The following is a 16936-nucleotide window of genomic DNA, read 5'->3' as shown; positions in this document are numbered from 1 at the left end:
GGAGGATTGAGTTTACTCAACATATTAATTAAGCTTCTAGCTTAGAACTTTAGTGGGCTTTAGCCCAGGACCAATTAGGACTTTCAGTCCTCGGCATTTATGCCATAAATCCACCTGCTTTAGCAGGTGGGTAGTTTAAGAAAAGGTATTTTATAATTTTATTATTATATTTATTGAATATTTAAAGAGGAGATGTAAAAATGAATAGTATAATAAAAGTAATTAAAAGCGTAAGTGCGATAATCTTAGTTTTTATTTTAATTTTACCTGTTAATAGTTATGCTAGTCCACAAAAGAATCCCTGGGCAAAAAAAGGTTATGGAACTGCATATTTATCTCAAGTTGGCAAAATGGAAAATGCTAAGTTTTCTTTTAAATATGCACATAATGCATTTGGAGCAACTCCTTCTGTTTCATACCCTTGGGGAGTAAGTTTTGGATTTCAAGGTGCTGAATATACGTATCTACCAGATGAAATAGTTAATAGTCAGAAGGACTTTTAATGAAAATGAAAAATAAAACAAGGTTAATAATATTAGTATTATTAATTATATCTATTACAATTAACGTTTGCCAAATTGTTCATATTAAGAATATCAGAAAAGATATAGCAGTGAGTAATATGAATTTACTTATAGAATTTGATAATTATTTATTTGCAATTGATAAGTATTTAGTAAAAGAATCTTATTCACAAGAGGATTTAGAACTGTTAAATGATGTGACGAAAACATACAAGAGTATTATGTTGCAGAATAATTTTAATGATATATATGAACAGTTAAATAAACAAAATTTTATTATTAATGGACTGTTAGAAGAAGAAATTACGGAACAAGAATTTGCTAATAAGTTAAAAGATATTATTAGTGTTAGCGTAAAGTTACTGTAGGAAAATTGGAGAATAGAAAGAAAGCACCTCTTTTTGTTATTATAAGTTTACTACCCATTGGGATGGTCAAAGATTGGAGTCGATAAAATATCACGATTAAGGGTATATAAGACTAATGGTGGTCTTTGATTGTGATACCTTATTATACTAAATGTCAAATTAGTATTAGTCTAAAGTTATCGTTACTTTACGAATTTTACTTGCAAAGTTCTACATTTTTTATAAGGTTATTATAGTAAAATGTATTAGGAGTTATAATTAAATTATTAAAGGAGGATTGTATGAAACGTATTTTTAAGAGTGTTTTTTCACTAGTTATTGTTTTTAGTCTTGTAATTTGTACTACTAATGTTAGTATGGCTGCTGGTAGTTTTGACTTGGGTACATCTGTTACTGAGGTAAATGGTGTTCGTACTGCTGTCACAACAGATGGGATATCAGAGTATACAACGGTATATGATACTGTAGAAAATACTATACAGATGTTTGTGCGAGATATTGAAACAGACAAAGTATCTGCTGGCTCTTTAGAAGCCATAGATGAAGAAGTAGCCTTATTTATAGGACAAACAAGATCAAAGATTCATCAAGATACTTTTTGTAACTATGAATATGATATCTGGACAGGAAATCCATTTGAATGGAATCTTGAGAGATCAAAAGAATCTGGATCAGGGCAATTTTATTTTAAGTGCAATGAAAACAGTTCAAATGAGAATGAACTTGACAAATGGAAAGAAGTTGTTGACACTTTAAATGATTTGGAGTGGTCGGCTGTTGGTAAATACGGGATGGCATTAGTAACTACTGCAGCCTCTGGTTTTATCTCTGGTATGGCTGTTGCATCAGGTGGAATTTTAACTCCTGCTGCTATTACTTCTATTGTTGCTGCAACTGGGGCAACCGGTGCATCGGTTCATGCTCTTATAAAAGTAGGAAATGCATGCAATAACTGTCTCCTCGCTTACTGGGAAGTATACTATGCAACTGATAACATGCATTTCTAATGTATATGATTGAGACATTTATTAGGATAATGATGATAACTCTTATAGCTATAGTTTTTTTATACTACACTTATATGAATGTAAAAGTATATTTATATTTAAAGCTAAAGAGGAATTGTAGTTTGATTGAGGACAAAGAAAATATTGAGCATTTATCTAAGAAATTGATTTACACTCTTTGCTATGCTTTTGCTATGCTTGCTATCGGAGTTCTATATATGACTTCTATAAGTCTAAGTATATTAGCAGATATACTAATTATTGTGCTCTTCATTATTAGTTTTATTGATCATAATAGGTTTATTTCTAGAACTGATTTAACTGAAATAAATAAAAGCAAATCGAGCTAAATAATTTTTGATTAAATTAGCTAAATTGCAATAAAAATAGTAATATAATTGAGAGTTAAAATAATATTTGTAAATTTCTTTTCTATGAAAAGTTTTAAGAACATAAGTATTATAGCCTACACCTGTAGTAGGCTATAATTATATCCGTATATATAAACAGCACGTTTAATCTAAATCGACTTAAATAAAAATAAAAAAGTTTGCGCTATAATATTCATTACTATTTATAGGCAAACTTTATTTTTACTATAGCAAACGAAATATTACAAAAAATAAAATACAAAATATTTTAAAATGTGATAAACTAGAACTACATTCTTATATTATCATAAAGGGATTATTCTATCCTTTCATTTCCTACAGTAAATTAACGCTATCATTATTAGTAATATAAAAGATACGTATACAATTAGTGGTGATTATAAAGATTATATGAAATATTTCGATGAAAAAAATAGATTAATAACATTATCAATATAATACCTTTCCTATAAAGTAAAATTAATAAAAAAAGATAAATAAATAAGCTAGATTAATGCATTATGCAAATTCTAGCTTAAATTATTTGTATGATTAGTTTATATGTATTAAAACTAGTAATAACTTAATTTTAATAATATTTCTTTCTGTTTAATTCATTCTGAACATCATCAAGAGCTTCACCAAATCTTTGGAAATGAATTACTTCTCTTTGGCGTAAGAATTTCAATGGTTCAATTAGGTCAGGATCATCAGTGAGATTCATAAGGTGCTCATAAGTCGCTCTAGCTTTTTGCTCAGCAGCAAGGTCCTCGTGTAAGTCAGTAACAGGGTCACCCAATGAGCCGATACCTGCTACAGTGAAAGGAACACCGCTAGCATCAGTTGGGAACAGACCATGATCGTGTTGGGCGTAATGTGGAGCTAATCCAGCGTCTTTCAATTCTTGGATTGTTGCACCTTTAAGTAGTTGGTAGATCATTGCGGATATTATTTCTACATGGGCTAATTCTTCAGTTCCAATATCCGTTAACAACCCTTTTGTTTTATTAGTAGGCATAGCATATCTCTGATTAAGATATCGAATAGCAGCACCTAATTCCCCGTCAGGTCCTCCATACTGGGTAACTAGTAATCCTGCCATTCTTAGATCTTTATTTTTGATATTAACAGGAAATTGTAATCTCTTTTCATATAACCACATACTTTATCCTCCTTTATTCATTTTCCCAGGGCCATGGTCCATCTAACCATTCCCATGGATATTTGCTAGGAGACATACCAAAGTTAATTAGTGGACCCACATTTAATTCATAAATGCGTCTCTTGTTTTCATATTGACGTTGTATAACATTATAATCCGAAATTGCTCTTTTACAATCAGGATGGGTATCTAGATATAGATTAAGGTCTAAGGCAGCAAATCCTAATTGTTGTATATCTCTCATTAATTTTTTATCATACATTAATGACGCCTCCAATCACGATAAGGTTGATATAGATTAGGGAACATACTTCCTCTATGGAAACCTTCTTGTAAAGGGACTAGTCCCACATAAGGCTGATTGGGGATATAAGCCGTTGCCAATCTAATCTCGGGTTCTGGTTGCTTTATAGATGCATTCTTATCATTGTTTGAGTTGTATATATCTCGCATTAATATACTCCTTATAAATGTCTATAAATTAGCATATGTTAATTAAGTATAATTAGTGTTTTTCCAATTAACAAAAAAATATCTTAATATTATACAAGATATTATCAATTGTTTTCTAAGGTTATATCAGAAGGAGATAACTTATAAACCATATCTTTTCTTTCTACTATAATTTGGACTTTTGAGGATGTCTGGGGATCATTTTTCAGCTTATTGACAAGTTCTCTTGTTGGATTAATAGCTACTGGAAATGCAACTGATTTTAACATGGAAAAATCTCCAGCGGTATCCCCATATGCATAGGATTTTGATAAATCAATGTCATATTTTTTCACTAATTCATTAATTGCTTTCTTTTTATTAACACTATCCCACATAGGAGTTACTTCACCAGTGTAAATATCTTTGTCATTGGTCAAATACATGGAACCAATAAAATCATGAAACCCATGTTTCTTGGACATGGCACTAACCAATTCAAATGGTGAACCAGATACAGTAATAACTTTATGACCTTGCTTGGTATGCCATTTTATTTTATTTCTAGTGTAGGTATAGACTCTATCACCCTTTTGTTCAATAACCTTACCTGCTATAAATTCAATTTGGGTTTTATGAAGACCTTTAATAGCATCAATATATATTTCAGCCATTTTTATTAAATAATCATCATAATTACCAATACGTTTATCCCATTTAACATATTTTTCTCTAACTTCGTTATACCATCTTTGCTTATCGATGATTTCTGATTTAATCAATTTCTTGAATATCTCAGTTATAAGACCTTCTCTATATAAAGTTCCATCAATATCAAAAAAAGCTGCAATTCTGCTCATATTATGACCACCTTTCTTGTCGGATTAATTGAATGTATATATACAATATACGCTATCCATCTCTGTTATGCTAATAAAAACACATTATAATAGTTAGTATTAAATTATTATTATATTTATTATACATTATTTGTTAATTTAACTGTATGTGTTTTAATAATTTTTTATTATAAAGTGAGTTAGATGAAAGATAGATATTCTGTAATCAACATTTAATTAATTATATTTTAATTAAAGTAATTAACACTAATAAAATAGATTGCAGGTCTTAGTGCAGTTATAAGTGGTAAAAAACAAAGTTTATTATAAAATATGCTGAAAAGAACATAAAAAAATGTTATAATAAGTAGATACGAATTAGAATATTGATGAAATAATTGACATATAATGCAAGGAGATGTTAGTATGCCACCACTTACTACACTGATAAAACCAGCTTCAGGTAATTGTAATCTAAGATGTAAGTATTGCTTTTATTATGATGTAATGAATAGCAGAGAAGTCAAGAACTATGGAATAATGACAGAAGAAACATTGGAACAATTGGTTAAAAAAGCTTTTGAATTTGCTGAAGGACAAGTAACATTTGCTTTCCAAGGTGGAGAACCAACAATGGCTTCATTGGATTTTTTTAAAAAACTTATCATATTTGAAAAAAAATATAATACCAATAACATTAAAGTGAATAATGCATTACAGACCAATGGAATTGTAATAGATGAAGAGTGGGCAACGTTTTTTCATGATAATAATTTTTTAATAGGAATATCTATGGATGGTTACAAAGATATTCATAATTACTATAGAATATATCCTAATGGAGAAGGAACTTTCAATAGAATATTAAAAACAACTAAATTATTTGATAAATATGATGTTATGTATAACATTCTCTGTGTAGTTAATAAGCACATTGCCAAGCATGGAAGGAAAGTATATAACTTTTATAAAAAACAGGGCTTCAAATACTTGCAATTCATACCTTGTTTAGATGAAATTGGTGAAGAGCCAGGAAAAAATCCTTATTCACTTACTCCAAAAGATTATGAAATATTCTTAAAAAATATTTTTGACCTATGGTATGAAGATTTTGTAAGTGGTAATGGGATAAGTATAAGAATGTTTGATAATATTGTTCAAATAATTATGGGTTATGAACCAGAGAGTTGTGATATGAGAGGTCACTGTTCTGTAAATGCAGTTATTGAAGCAGATGGTTCCGTATACCCTTGTGATTTTTACGTGCTAGATGAATGGAAATTAGGTAACGTAGTTGACGTAGGGCTTGATGAAATATTTAAATCAGAAAGAGCAGTTAAATTTTTGAAAGAATCAATTAATACTGATCCAGAATGTCAAAACTGTGAATTTTACAGAATTTGCCGTGGAGGATGTAAAAGACATAAAGAACCCAAAATTGAAGGTAAGTACACTAAGAACTATTTCTGTAATGCATATAAAGAATTTTATAAATATACATTACCAAGATTTATACAAATTACTAGAAATATTAGATAGTCATTTATAGGATTAATATAGAAATAACTATTACACAATTATTAAGGATAACATAAATAAAAACAATGTAAAATAAGCCAAAGAGATACTAGAGTAAAACCTGTATCTCTTTTATTTTGCTAAGTTATTGGAGAAATTATTTTGTTTTATTAATTTAGCTAGGGTATGTTGTTGGTAATAATTATTCAATGATTATTATAATTATTACATAATGGTAGAGGTGTAGATTAGTATAGTGTAATTCATGAATTATTGTATACAATGCTACAAAAAAACAAGTATTTATTTTGGTGAATTGTGCATAATATATAAAAAAGCTATTGACATATACTATTATTCATTATATATTAAGGGCATAGTTAATGTTAGGTATAACACCCTTAATAATAATTGATTGTAATTTGGAGGGACAAAATGAATAATAAAAAGATAGTGTTAGGTGTAATTGGTGCAGATGTTCATGCGGTCGGGAATAAAATATTAGCATATGCATTTGAAAAAGCAGGGTTCAAAGTAATTAACTTAGGTGTAATGGTTTCACAAGAAGAGTATATTAAGGCAGCAATAGAGACTGGAGCTGATGCTATTTTAGTATCGTCATTATACGGACACGGAGAACTAGATTGTAGAGGACTTAGAGAAAAATGTAAAGAAGCAGGTATTGGCGATATTTTACTATATGTTGGTGGAAATTTAGTAGTGGGTAAGACTCCTTTTGAAGAAGTTAAACAGAAGTTTTTAGATATGGGATTTAACAAAGTATATCCTCCAGGAACACTTCCAGATGTATCTATTAAAGATCTCAAAGAAGATTTGGGAGTGAATGACTAATGGAAGCAGTATTGCTTATCGATTTTGGCAGTACCTATACCAAATTAACTGCTGTAAATCTTGAAAATAAAGCTGTTATAGGAACTTCAAAATCATTTACAACGATTGAATCAGATATATGTGAAGGACTGAATAATGCTCTAGATAAACTTAAATCCAAGCATAAGGATTTGTGTATAAAAGAGATGTTTGCTTGTAGTAGTGCAGCTGGAGGCTTAAGGATGGTAGCAATAGGCTTAGTCCCAGATTTAACTGCTGAAGCGGCTAAACGAGCTGCACTGAGTGCAGGAGCTAAAGTGATGAAAGTGTTTTCTTATGAACTTAATGAGAGTGAAGCAGAAGAGATAGAGAACATTAGACCAGATATTATTTTATTAACAGGTGGGACAGATGGGGGTAACAAAGAAGTTATTTTACATAATGCTAAGATATTAGCTTCATTAGAGACAAAAGCACCTATTATTATAGCTGGTAATAAATCGGTACAAGAAAAAGTTGCAGATATTTTAAGTGAAAAAGAGATTACTATATGTGAAAATGTAATGCCTGAACTTGATGTTCTTAACATTGAATCAGCTAGGCTTGCTATAAGAGAAGTTTTTCTTAGAAGAATAGTCTATGCCAAAGGACTTTCGGGAGTAAAGGATTTGATAGAAGGTATTATAATGCCAACACCTTCTGCAGTATTGGGAGCAGCTAAGCTTCTAGGAGAAGGTACTAAGAAGGAAAAAGGAATAGGAGACTTGATAGTTGTTGACGTAGGTGGAGCTACCACAGATATCCATTCCATAGCAGAGGGGTTACCCAGTAAAGGAGGCGTGCTTCTAAAAGGACTTCCAGAGCCATTTGTCAAAAGAACTGTTGAAGGTGATTTAGGAGTAAGATATAGTGCAGATGCTCTAGTAAGTACTTGTGGTATTGATGAACTATTGAATAAGACTGAACTTACAGAGAGTCAAATTAACGAATATCAGCAGTTTATTAAAGCTAATCCTGGTTATATAACAGATAGAGATGAAATATTTGAAAAATTTGACTTTGGGTTAGCTTCATTAGCAGTGAAAAACGCTACTAAAAGACATGTTGGAACAATAGAAACACATTATACTCCTTTTGGAGCGACTTATGTACAGACGGGTAAAGACTTGACAACTGTGAGAAATATTATTGGAACTGGTGGTCCAATAATTAATTGTAAAAAGGCTAAGGAGGTTTTGGAGGAAGCACTTTTCGATCCTCTTGAACCAACAGTATTAAAACCTATGCGAGGTAAGATTCTAATAGATAACAAATATATACTTGCTGCTATGGGATTATTAGCAGTAAAATACCCAGATATTGCACTAAGTATAATGAAAAATGAAATAAAACTAATTTTAGAGGTGGATTAATATGGAATTAAAAAATAAAAAGATAGATAGTAAGCTTTTTAAAACTATACAGGATGAAGTGCTTTTTGGGTGGTCAACAGGTAAAGAAGTAGATTTTGAAGAAGCGGTAAAATACCATGAAGCCATTCCTGAACATAAGATATTTTCCAGAAAACTTAGTGAAGCTAGTAAATTGGGTAATACACTAATTCAGCCAAGAGCAGGAGTTGCATTAGTTGATAAGCATATTGAACTTCTTAACTATCTAGTAGATGAAGGGGAAGCTGATCTATTACCTACTACTATTGATAGCTATACTAGACACAATAGATATGAAGAAGCCCAAAAAGGAATAGACGAAAGTAGAAAAGCAGGAAGGTCACTTCTAAACGGATTTCCTGCAGTTAATCATGGCATATCTTTATGTAGAAAAGTTAATGAGTCTGTTAATGTACCAGTTGAGGTTAGACATGGTACTCCTGATGCAAGATTGCTTGCTGAAATAACAATAGCAGGTGGGTTTACTTCCTTTGAAGGTGGAGGAATCTCTTATAATATTCCATATTCAAAAAATATACCCCTAGATAAAACTATATATGATTGGCAATATGTTGACCGCCTTATGGGTATCTATGAAGAGGCAGGTATTAGTATCAACAGAGAACCTTTTGGCCCTCTTACGGGAACATTAGTACCGCCGTGTATTTCCCATAGTGTGGCTATAATTGAAAGTCTACTTGCGGCAGAGCAAGGAGTCAAGAATATTACGGTAGGTTATGGACAATGTGGTAACTTAATTCAAGATGTTGCGGCTATAAGTACTATCAAGACACTCACAGAAGAATATCTGGAAAAATTTGGTTATGAAGATGTGGTTGTTACTACAGTATTGCATCAATGGATGGGTGGATTCCCACAGGATGAATCAAAAGCATTTGGCGTTATTTCATGGGGAGCAGCTACAGCAGCATTAGCGGGTGCTACAAAAGTAATAGTAAAAACACCTCATGAAGCTATGGGTGTTCCAACAAAAGAAGCTAATGCAAGTGGTATAAAAGCTACAAAACAAGTTGTTACTATGTTAAGAGATCAGAAGATGGAACTAACTAAGGAGCTAGAGGAAGAGAAGAATATAATAAAGGCTGAAACACGTTGCATTATAGATAAGACTATAGAACTTGGGGAAGGTGACATTGCTGTTGGAACTCTAAGAGCATTTGCGGCAGGTGTTATAGACATACCTTTTGCACCAAGTAGACAAAATGCAGGAAAAGTATTTCCAGCTAGAGATAACATGGGAGCAGTTAGATTCTTAGAATGTGCCAATATACCATTTACGAAAGAAATCAAAGATTATCATTATAGTAAAATGCTTGAAAGAGCGAAATATGAAAAAAGAGATATGAGTTTCCAAATGGTTATTGATGATATATATGCAATAGGTAAAGGAAGATTGGTAGGAAGACCAAGATAAAATAGTAGAGATACTGTAATTGTATTCTTAGAAAGGAATGAAAAAAATGAGAATTGTAGACGTTATTCTATCGGAAGGGAAAACAGGTTTTTTCTTTGATGACCAGAGAGCAATAAAAAAACATGCTGTACAAAATGGAGCTACATATAGTGGGGAACCAATTACCAAAGGATTTAGTTCTGTAAGGCAGGCTGGTGAGGCTATATCAGTTATGATTCTATTAGAAGATGGACAAATAGCTTATGGGGATTGTGCAGCAGTTCAGTATTCTGGGGCAGGTGGAAGAGATCCACTGTTTCTTGCAAAAGAATATATACCAATCATAGACAAATATATTAAACCAGTATTAGTAGGTAGAGAATTAACTAGTTTTAAAGATTTAGCTGAAGAAATTGATAATTATGTATTACCTTCAGGTGAAAGATTGCATACAGCTGTTAGATATGGAGTTACTCAAGCTATTTTAGATGCTGTAGCTAAGAGTAAAAAGTTGATAATGGCAGAAGTGGTTGCAGATGAATATGATACAACTGTTTCTAAGGTAGAGATTCCTATATTTATGCAATCTGGAGATGATAGATATAATAACGTTGATAAGATGATATTGAAAGGTGCTGATATTCTACCTCATGGTCTTATTAATAATGTTAAGTTGAAATTAGGGGAACAAGGCGAGTTGTTAAAGAAATATATTATGTGGATTCGTGATAGGGTTGTTGAAATAAGAGATAATAATGATTATCAGCCAGTTATCCATATAGATGTATATGGTACTATTGGACTTATCTTTAATAATGATTGCGACAGAATGGTTGAGTATCTTAAGGAGCTTGAGGAAGCGGCTCATCCATTGACTTTAAGAATTGAAGGACCTATGGATATGGAAGAAAGAACAGCTCAGATGAAAGCTTTGAGTGAACTTTGTGAAAAATTGGATGATAATGGAGTTCATGTTGAGATAGTAGCTGATGAGTGGTGTAATACATTTGATGATATTAAGTATTTTGCTGATAATAGAGCAGGACATATGATTCAGATTAAGACTCCAGACCTTGGTGGTATCAATAATACTATTGAAGCTGTTTTGTATTGTAAGGAAAAAGGAATAGGGGCTTATCAAGGCGGTACTTGTAATGAGACTGATAGGTCATCACAAGTCTGTGTGCATTTGGCTATGGCTACAGAACCAGTTCAGATTCTTGCGAAACCTGGAATGGGTGTGGATGAAGGATATATGATTGTTTTTAATGAGATGGAGAGGATATTGGCTATTAGGGAGATGAAGGAAAGAAATAAATTGGTTTAGTTTTCAGTTAGGGTAAGTCGGTCAGGGTAGAAAAGTGTACTAATCACTTGCCTTACCCTGGGAAGCGGTCGGTCTGCGTGATTAGTACACTTTTTACCCTTCGACTGATTAATTGACGCATGATTGTGGATATAAGTATATTTAAGATAAATTAAGTAGTTGGATTGAAATTAGAGAAAGGATGGGATTTTATAATGAGTAGAGAATTGAGAGTGTTGTCTCCGACGGCTATATTGGGTTATGGTTTTCCTATGAAATCATTTGAAGAAGGTATGAAGAGAAAACCTCATGTTATAGCGGTTGATGCTGGTTCTACTGATCCGGGACCTTATTATCTTGGAGCTGGAATTTCTTTTACTGATGAATCGGCTGTTAAGAGAGATTTGGAGATTATGATAAAGGCTGCAAGAGAGAATGGTATTCCTGTTATTGTTGGTACTGCTGGTGGTTCGGGTGGAGAGCCTCATTTACAGGAGGTTGTTGAGATAGTTAAGAGTATAGGTGAAGATAATGGTTTGTCTTTTAAGATGGCTGTTATACATGCTGAGATTGAGAAAGAGTATGTTATTAATAAGCTGTTGGATGGGAAAGTAAAACCTTTGCATCCTGTTCCAGAGTTGACTTTAGAAGAGTTGGAGAAGACAGAGCGTATTGTGGGTCAAATGGGGCTTGAACCTATTATTAAGGCACTGGAAGAAGGGGCAGAAGTTATTATTGCTGGTAGAGCATATGATCCTACTGTTTTTGCTGCGTTAGCGGTCAAGGATGGTTTTGATGCTGGTTTGGCACTTCATATGGGTAAGATATTGGAGTGTGCAAGTATTGCGGCTACACCTGGTAGTGGAAGTGATTGTATGTTTGGTTACTTAGGAGAGGATAATTTTAGGTTGGAACCTCTTAACCCTATTAGAAAATGTACTACTTTGTCTGTAGCGGCACATACTTTGTATGAAAAGACTAATCCTTATATATTGCCAGGACCTGGTGGAATATTAGATTTGCAGGATACTAAGTTTCATCAAGAAACAGATAATATCGTAAAAGTTACTGGTTCAAAATTCGTACCTTCTGATGTTTATACTGTTAAATTGGAAGGAACTAAGAAGGTTGGTTATAGAACAGTTTCAATAGCAGGGACTAGAGATAGTATAATGATTTCTCAGATTGAATCAATTATACAAGAAGTTAGAGATAGAGTAAAAGATAATTTCAAGAATGCAGATTATAAATATCATTTGGATTTTAAAGTGTATGGTAGAGATGCGGTAATGGGTTCTCTTGAACCAAAGAAAGAAATAACTAGTCATGAGATTGGTATTGTCATAGAAGCGGTAGCGGATACTCAGAAGATTGCTAATACAATATGTAGTTTTGCTAGGTCTACTATGCTTCATTATGGTTATGATGGAAGAATATCTACAGCTGGAAATTTGGCATTTCCATATTCACCTTCTGACTTTAAAGCAGGAGAGGTGTATGAATTCAGTATCTATCATATAGTGGAGGTAGATGATCCATATGAGTTGTTTAAGATTGATTATGTTAATGTATAATGATTAAGTAAGGAGGGATTTGGTATCATGAAAATTAAGTTAAAAGATATAGCAGAAGTAATTAGAAGTAAAAATGCTGGTCCTTATGAGTTGACTTTTGATATTATTTTTAAAGATTGGGAAATATTTGAAAAAGCTTGTGAGAAAAAAATTATCAATGAGAAAGTTATAGCTGATTTGTATCATATACCAGTTGAAGATGTTATTGATATAATAGAATTCAAACCAGCAAAAGCAATAAAAGCGACAATAGTCCGTCCTATGGCATCTGGGAGGTTAGGTGAGACAGATGTTTATGGTGCTCAACAGCATGCACCTTTGGTTGATTTAGAGGTGGACCTATAGACAATAAAGAATAAATACCTATATATATATAGATATTTATTACTAATTAACAATAAGCGACTTATTTGTTATAATATGAAAGCTATGTTTATCTATAGCATTGTATTAAATAAATTAAACTATATTAACGGAGGATAACTATGAGTATTATTTTAGGAGTATTATCATTAGTAGTAAGTATTGCTTTACCAGTAGTTATAATGATATTTACAGATTTTCAGATCATTCATTTTTCATTGTTTTTTATTATTCCAGCAGGAGCTATTGCAGTAGGTTATGTATGTGGCTTTGGATTTTTTAAAGGGCTATTCTTTTCACAGAAGAAAATAAAAAAACCGCATCTTTTCATTGGTGTGCTAATGGCAATTATATGCCTAGTATCTATTAAATATACTACATATTATTTAACTTGTTTTGATGGAGAAACAGGGGATATTGTTTATACTTTGGATGGGGATCATATAAGTAATTATGAGATAGATGGTTATGGGAGAATGACTTTCATTAATTACAATAAATATTTGATAGAAAATACACCAATTACTTTTAGTCGTCGTTCACAGCAATTAGGAGAAGTATCTAACCCGACTTTTGGTTGGGTAATGGCTATAATTGATTATATTGGTATTATTGTGGGTTGTTTATTAGCTGGATTAAGTATAAGTGGTGGAAATGAATATTGTGATACTTGTAGTAAGTATAGAAAGAGTAAAAAGATATTCAATATCCCAAAAGCTAATGGAAAAGCTTTCTTTGTTGAACTAGAAACATTAGTGAAAGATATGAATATGGATGTATTTTTGGAAGAAATAATCCAAAAACATGTTAGCAAAGACAAAAAAACTGAAGAATACTACCAATGCCATTTGGTATATTGTGAAGAGTGTAGAACTGCATTCCTCAAATTCAAATTATTTGAAAGAAGTAGAAGAAATAGAATAGAGGAAAATAATAATTTTAATTACAGTATTAAAGTTAATTACGATTTAGTAAGAAATTATATTAATCAAAATGTAGCATAACAGTTAAATTGATTTTATATGATATATAGGGTCACAACAGTTGAATAATATTAAAATCTTTATTGATTTTGCTCATCTTATTATCTATAATTAAAATAACAGTATCATTATACGTTTGTCATGATACTATGTTGTTAAGAATAGATATGAGGTGAAAGCATGAAAAGTTTTAATATAGATACTGTATGTGTACCCTATATTTATTATATAGAGTATAATAATATATCATCTATTGATGATTATGTAAAGGAAGTGATATCATGGCTATAACATTATTACAGGAAGCGTTAATGTATTCCGTTTATTTTGCACCTAGGGGTAGGAAAAGATTATTGAATCTAGGTCATCAGATATCACAGAGATATTTGAGTCCACTAGATAATCTTGTAGGAGTTATTGGGGATGCAGGAGCTGGAAAATCGGTTTTTATTAAAGGCATGTTTCCGGGACTTGAACTCACCAATGATGACGACGGAGTTAATGTAAGACCTCTACCATTATTAGATGGAGTGGATACAGGTTTCTTTAGTAGTCATACGTATCATATTGATGTTAGATTCGAATCAGCATTTACACAGATATATATGTTGGCTGATGCAGTAAAAGAAGCTATCAATAATGGAAAGAGAGTAATTGTGGAACATTTTGAATTGCTTTATCCATATCTTAATATTAATGCAGATATAATCATTGGTATAGGAGAAGAAGTTATTGTGACTCGACCTAGTATATTTGGTCCATGTCCAGGGGATATCGCAAATATTGTTCACAAATCAATTAAATACAGAAGAATGGCTCATACAGCAGAGGATTTAACTGGTTTTGTTCTAGAAAAGCAATTTGGATTTGAACATTGTGAGGGACATAACGACGTAAAACATGGTTTTGTTCTAGAATTTGACACTAAACCTAATATAGATATTGATGTTCTAGAGGAAAAGACTAAGGAACTTATTAAGAAAAATGTTGATGTGTGTTATGTTGATGATAATCATATATCTATAGATAATATTAAATTCCCATGTACTGGACCAAGAATACATCTAAAGAATTCTTCTGAAATAGAACATTTTCAATTGGTGAAGGAATTAAAATATAATCCATTGACTAATAGCTATGCATTAATAGGCATTATAGGTTTTGAAGAGAAAATTAATATTAATGAATTAAATAGCTTGAAGTATCATCTATAAGATATATATATAATTAATACTAGAAATAGAATAATTTTCATGATATTATGAATGAGCAAATAAATAGAATTAGTGAAAAGGAGGTCATGTAAATGTTAAAAACTAATATAAATACCGGGAAAAACAAACAATATAATATAATTGAACAACATGACCTACAGTTGAAGGATGCTGTCTAGTTATAATAATAAGTTATATTTAGCTGTAGGTACAGACCTACAGTTTTTATATATTAATTAATATTAGTAAGATTACTGTAGTTTACACTACAGTTTTTTTTATTATACAAAGCTGTAGATAATATGGCTTATTTTTTTATCCAGTTTTTAAGAATTAGAAGGGGGCAAGGTAATGATAAAGCTGTACCAGTTTATAAAAAATGTGGATTCTTCTGGGAAAGAAGAGATGGAAGTACTCATCTTATTTATGCCATATGTCATGCGTACTGAAGCTGTTAAAGAATACTTCAATACTTTTGATTGGTATGATGACAGTGTAAGGGAGATTAAGATTGAAAGTGACGGCAGAAGTGAAGGTGACTTCGAATATTATGAATACATGTGGGAAAAAGATGGAATCACTCTTAAGATGGAATTCGAGAAAAATGGTAGAGGTTTGACTTGTATTGAAACAGATGACTATAAAATAAAGGCAAGAGTGGATAAAAAAGATTTAGTTATCGGTAATGATTATAAGGTGCAGTATGAGTGCATTAATAAGAGTGAGAAAAATCTTGATATAGAGATTAAAGGAATAGAAGATAAAAATATAACGAATCATCTTAAATACAAAGGTAACATTAAGGATAAATTATTGATGGTGAATTTACACTAGATACAATACAGGAAGAACAAGATACTATATGGTTCTGATTGGCCTTTGGTAGACACTAAGGCGTATATTGAGTTTGTTAAAAAACTCTTACCAAAAAAATATTATAAAGATGTTTTCTATAATAATGCAAAAAGAGTATTCAGCTTGTAGACCATAATTTATGATATAATATTAATATCAAATACTAGAGAGGTAAAACTATGAAAATAACATTTGAAGAAATTGACAAAAAACAAATAGAACCATTTGAATATATTGCAAAATGGAGCAACGATCCAGAAATAAAATATTTTATTGGAGCCAATTTAACAGAAGGTGAAATGCCAGACCGTGAACCAAAAGAATTATTTAAAAACGCTGGTGGTAATGATAAACACATTTATTTGATAAAAGATGGTACAAAACCTATAGGAGATCTATCTATCATGATTGATCCACCACATGTTAAGAAAAAAGAGAAGAATACAGGCTGGATCAGTATCTGTATAGGTGAAAAAGAGTATAGAGGTAAAGGAGTAGCTCTTAAGGCTATGGATTTTTTAGAAGAGGAATGTAGAATGTTAGGAATGAAACGCATTGAGTTAGGTGTTTTTGAATACAATAAACGAGCAAGGGCTTTCTATGAAAAAATAGGTTACGAAGAATTTGCTAGAGTCAAGAATTTTGTTTATTATGAAGGTAAGTGGAGAGAAGACATAAGGATGGAAAAATATTTATAATCAGCATATCTATTAACCAATTCAATATTTTATTATATTTTTATCAA

The 16936-nt window shown here is 31.5% G+C and carries 20 protein-coding genes; 16 read left to right on the top strand and 4 right to left on the bottom strand.

What is annotated here, in order from left to right; translation table 11 throughout:
- Nucleotides 1-200 precede the first annotated feature (200 nt).
- The 4 genes from N4A55_RS01930 to N4A55_RS01915 all read left to right on the top strand — a co-directional run bounded on the left by N4A55_RS01930 (nt 201) and on the right by N4A55_RS01915 (nt 2249).
- Complete coding sequence (locus N4A55_RS01930; RefSeq protein ID WP_293753725.1) at nt 201-503, top strand: hypothetical protein; 303 nt, start codon at nt 201-203, stop codon at nt 501-503.
- Nucleotides 503-892 (top strand): hypothetical protein, encoded by a 390-nt coding sequence (locus N4A55_RS01925; RefSeq protein ID WP_293753723.1) that lies wholly within the window; start codon nt 503-505, stop codon nt 890-892. Before N4A55_RS01930 ends, N4A55_RS01925 begins: the two co-directional genes overlap by 1 nt.
- Nucleotides 893-1173: 281 nt before the next feature.
- The gene (locus N4A55_RS01920; RefSeq protein ID WP_293753722.1) at nt 1174-1899 is read left to right on the top strand and encodes a geobacillin-26 family protein; all 726 of its coding nucleotides are present in this window, start codon (nt 1174-1176) and stop codon (nt 1897-1899) included.
- A gap of 122 nt (nt 1900-2021) precedes the next feature.
- Nucleotides 2022-2249 (top strand): hypothetical protein, encoded by a 228-nt coding sequence (locus tag N4A55_RS01915; protein WP_293753721.1) that lies wholly within the window; start codon nt 2022-2024, stop codon nt 2247-2249.
- A gap of 610 nt (nt 2250-2859) precedes the next feature.
- Here the strand turns inward: N4A55_RS01915 and N4A55_RS01910 are convergent.
- The 4 genes from N4A55_RS01910 to N4A55_RS01895 all read right to left on the bottom strand — a co-directional run bounded on the left by N4A55_RS01910 (nt 2860) and on the right by N4A55_RS01895 (nt 4724).
- Nucleotides 2860-3432: a manganese catalase family protein gene (locus N4A55_RS01910; RefSeq protein ID WP_293753720.1), complete on the bottom strand. Its 573-nt coding sequence runs from the start codon at nt 3430-3432 to the stop codon at nt 2860-2862.
- Nucleotides 3433-3445: 13 nt separating this feature from the next.
- The gene (locus N4A55_RS01905) at nt 3446-3694 is read right to left on the bottom strand and encodes a spore coat protein CotJB (protein WP_293753719.1); all 249 of its coding nucleotides are present in this window, start codon (nt 3692-3694) and stop codon (nt 3446-3448) included.
- Nucleotides 3694-3885, bottom strand: coding sequence for a spore coat associated protein CotJA (locus N4A55_RS01900; protein ID WP_293753718.1), 192 nt, complete (start codon nt 3883-3885; stop codon nt 3694-3696). The genes N4A55_RS01905 and N4A55_RS01900 overlap by 1 nt, the downstream gene beginning before the upstream one ends.
- Before the next feature lie 104 nt (nt 3886-3989).
- Nucleotides 3990-4724, bottom strand: a complete 735-nt coding sequence (locus N4A55_RS01895; protein ID WP_293753717.1) for an HAD-IB family hydrolase — start codon at nt 4722-4724, stop codon at nt 3990-3992.
- Between the two features lie 405 nt (nt 4725-5129).
- On the opposite strand from N4A55_RS01895, the gene N4A55_RS01890 reads away from it, so the two are divergent.
- The 12 genes from N4A55_RS01890 (at nt 5130) to N4A55_RS01840 (ending at nt 16889) form a co-directional block, all read left to right on the top strand.
- Nucleotides 5130-6242 carry an anaerobic sulfatase maturase gene (locus N4A55_RS01890; RefSeq protein ID WP_293753716.1) on the top strand — a complete coding sequence of 371 codons (1113 nt, stop codon included), beginning with the start codon at nt 5130-5132 and terminating at the stop codon, nt 6240-6242.
- Nucleotides 6243-6656: 414 nt separating this feature from the next.
- The gene (gene glmS / locus N4A55_RS01885) at nt 6657-7073 is read left to right on the top strand and encodes a methylaspartate mutase subunit S (protein ID WP_293753715.1); all 417 of its coding nucleotides are present in this window, start codon (nt 6657-6659) and stop codon (nt 7071-7073) included.
- Nucleotides 7073-8464: a methylaspartate mutase accessory protein GlmL gene (gene glmL, locus N4A55_RS01880; RefSeq protein ID WP_293753714.1), complete on the top strand. Its 1392-nt coding sequence runs from the start codon at nt 7073-7075 to the stop codon at nt 8462-8464. The genes glmS and glmL overlap by 1 nt, the downstream gene beginning before the upstream one ends.
- Nucleotide 8465: 1 nt before the next feature.
- A complete protein-coding gene (locus tag N4A55_RS01875; RefSeq protein WP_293753713.1) occupies nt 8466-9917 on the top strand; it encodes a methylaspartate mutase subunit E in 1452 nt (483 codons plus the stop codon).
- A gap of 46 nt (nt 9918-9963) precedes the next feature.
- On the top strand, nt 9964-11223 hold the full coding sequence (locus tag N4A55_RS01870; RefSeq protein ID WP_293753712.1) for a methylaspartate ammonia-lyase: 1260 nt from the start codon (nt 9964-9966) through the stop codon (nt 11221-11223).
- A gap of 194 nt (nt 11224-11417) precedes the next feature.
- A complete protein-coding gene (locus tag N4A55_RS01865; RefSeq protein WP_293753711.1) occupies nt 11418-12776 on the top strand; it encodes an acyclic terpene utilization AtuA family protein in 1359 nt (452 codons plus the stop codon).
- A 27-nt stretch (nt 12777-12803) separates the two neighbouring features.
- Nucleotides 12804-13121 carry a DUF4387 domain-containing protein gene (locus N4A55_RS01860; RefSeq protein ID WP_330666280.1) on the top strand — a complete coding sequence of 106 codons (318 nt, stop codon included), beginning with the start codon at nt 12804-12806 and terminating at the stop codon, nt 13119-13121.
- A 140-nt stretch (nt 13122-13261) separates the two neighbouring features.
- Nucleotides 13262-14143, top strand: coding sequence for a hypothetical protein (locus N4A55_RS01855; RefSeq protein WP_293753710.1), 882 nt, complete (start codon nt 13262-13264; stop codon nt 14141-14143).
- A 260-nt stretch (nt 14144-14403) separates the two neighbouring features.
- Nucleotides 14404-15336 (top strand): alanine-tRNA synthetase second additional domain-containing protein, encoded by a 933-nt coding sequence (locus N4A55_RS01850; protein ID WP_293753709.1) that lies wholly within the window; start codon nt 14404-14406, stop codon nt 15334-15336.
- A gap of 351 nt (nt 15337-15687) precedes the next feature.
- A complete protein-coding gene (locus N4A55_RS01845; protein ID WP_293753707.1) occupies nt 15688-16170 on the top strand; it encodes a hypothetical protein in 483 nt (160 codons plus the stop codon).
- Entirely contained in the window at nt 16171-16320 is a 150-nt protein-coding gene (locus N4A55_RS16995; RefSeq protein WP_443083806.1) for an amidohydrolase family protein, read from the top strand.
- Between the two features lie 50 nt (nt 16321-16370).
- A complete protein-coding gene (locus N4A55_RS01840) occupies nt 16371-16889 on the top strand; it encodes a GNAT family N-acetyltransferase (protein WP_293753706.1) in 519 nt (172 codons plus the stop codon).
- Nucleotides 16890-16936: the final 47 nt, after the last annotated feature.

This window comes from Vallitalea sp. (assembly GCF_025211055.1).
Classification (GTDB): Bacteria; Bacillota; Clostridia; order Lachnospirales; family Vallitaleaceae; genus Vallitalea.
This window is presented reverse-complemented; position numbering and strand designations above follow the sequence as displayed.

Excerpts from the sequence above, each read along its gene's own strand:
- N4A55_RS01930 (WP_293753725.1), top strand. The coding sequence starts at position 201 with ATGAATAGTATAATAAAAGTAATTAAAAGCGTAAGTGCGATAATCTTA.
- N4A55_RS01925 (WP_293753723.1), top strand. The coding sequence starts at position 503 with ATGAAAATGAAAAATAAAACAAGGTTAATAATATTAGTATTATTAATT.
- N4A55_RS01920 (WP_293753722.1), top strand. The coding sequence starts at position 1,174 with ATGAAACGTATTTTTAAGAGTGTTTTTTCACTAGTTATTGTTTTTAGT.
- N4A55_RS01910 (WP_293753720.1), bottom strand. The coding sequence starts at position 3,432 with ATGTGGTTATATGAAAAGAGATTACAATTTCCTGTTAATATCAAAAAT.
- N4A55_RS01905 (WP_293753719.1), bottom strand. The coding sequence starts at position 3,694 with ATGTATGATAAAAAATTAATGAGAGATATACAACAATTAGGATTTGCT.
- N4A55_RS01900 (WP_293753718.1), bottom strand. The coding sequence starts at position 3,885 with ATGCGAGATATATACAACTCAAACAATGATAAGAATGCATCTATAAAG.
- N4A55_RS01895 (WP_293753717.1), bottom strand. The coding sequence starts at position 4,724 with ATGAGCAGAATTGCAGCTTTTTTTGATATTGATGGAACTTTATATAGA.
- N4A55_RS01890 (WP_293753716.1), top strand. The coding sequence starts at position 5,130 with ATGCCACCACTTACTACACTGATAAAACCAGCTTCAGGTAATTGTAAT.
- glmS (WP_293753715.1), top strand. The coding sequence starts at position 6,657 with ATGAATAATAAAAAGATAGTGTTAGGTGTAATTGGTGCAGATGTTCAT.
- glmL (WP_293753714.1), top strand. The coding sequence starts at position 7,073 with ATGGAAGCAGTATTGCTTATCGATTTTGGCAGTACCTATACCAAATTA.
- N4A55_RS01875 (WP_293753713.1), top strand. The coding sequence starts at position 8,466 with ATGGAATTAAAAAATAAAAAGATAGATAGTAAGCTTTTTAAAACTATA.
- N4A55_RS01870 (WP_293753712.1), top strand. The coding sequence starts at position 9,964 with ATGAGAATTGTAGACGTTATTCTATCGGAAGGGAAAACAGGTTTTTTC.
- N4A55_RS01865 (WP_293753711.1), top strand. The coding sequence starts at position 11,418 with ATGAGTAGAGAATTGAGAGTGTTGTCTCCGACGGCTATATTGGGTTAT.
- N4A55_RS01860 (WP_330666280.1), top strand. The coding sequence starts at position 12,804 with ATGAAAATTAAGTTAAAAGATATAGCAGAAGTAATTAGAAGTAAAAAT.
- N4A55_RS01855 (WP_293753710.1), top strand. The coding sequence starts at position 13,262 with ATGAGTATTATTTTAGGAGTATTATCATTAGTAGTAAGTATTGCTTTA.
- N4A55_RS01850 (WP_293753709.1), top strand. The coding sequence starts at position 14,404 with ATGGCTATAACATTATTACAGGAAGCGTTAATGTATTCCGTTTATTTT.
- N4A55_RS01845 (WP_293753707.1), top strand. The coding sequence starts at position 15,688 with ATGATAAAGCTGTACCAGTTTATAAAAAATGTGGATTCTTCTGGGAAA.
- N4A55_RS01840 (WP_293753706.1), top strand. The coding sequence starts at position 16,371 with ATGAAAATAACATTTGAAGAAATTGACAAAAAACAAATAGAACCATTT.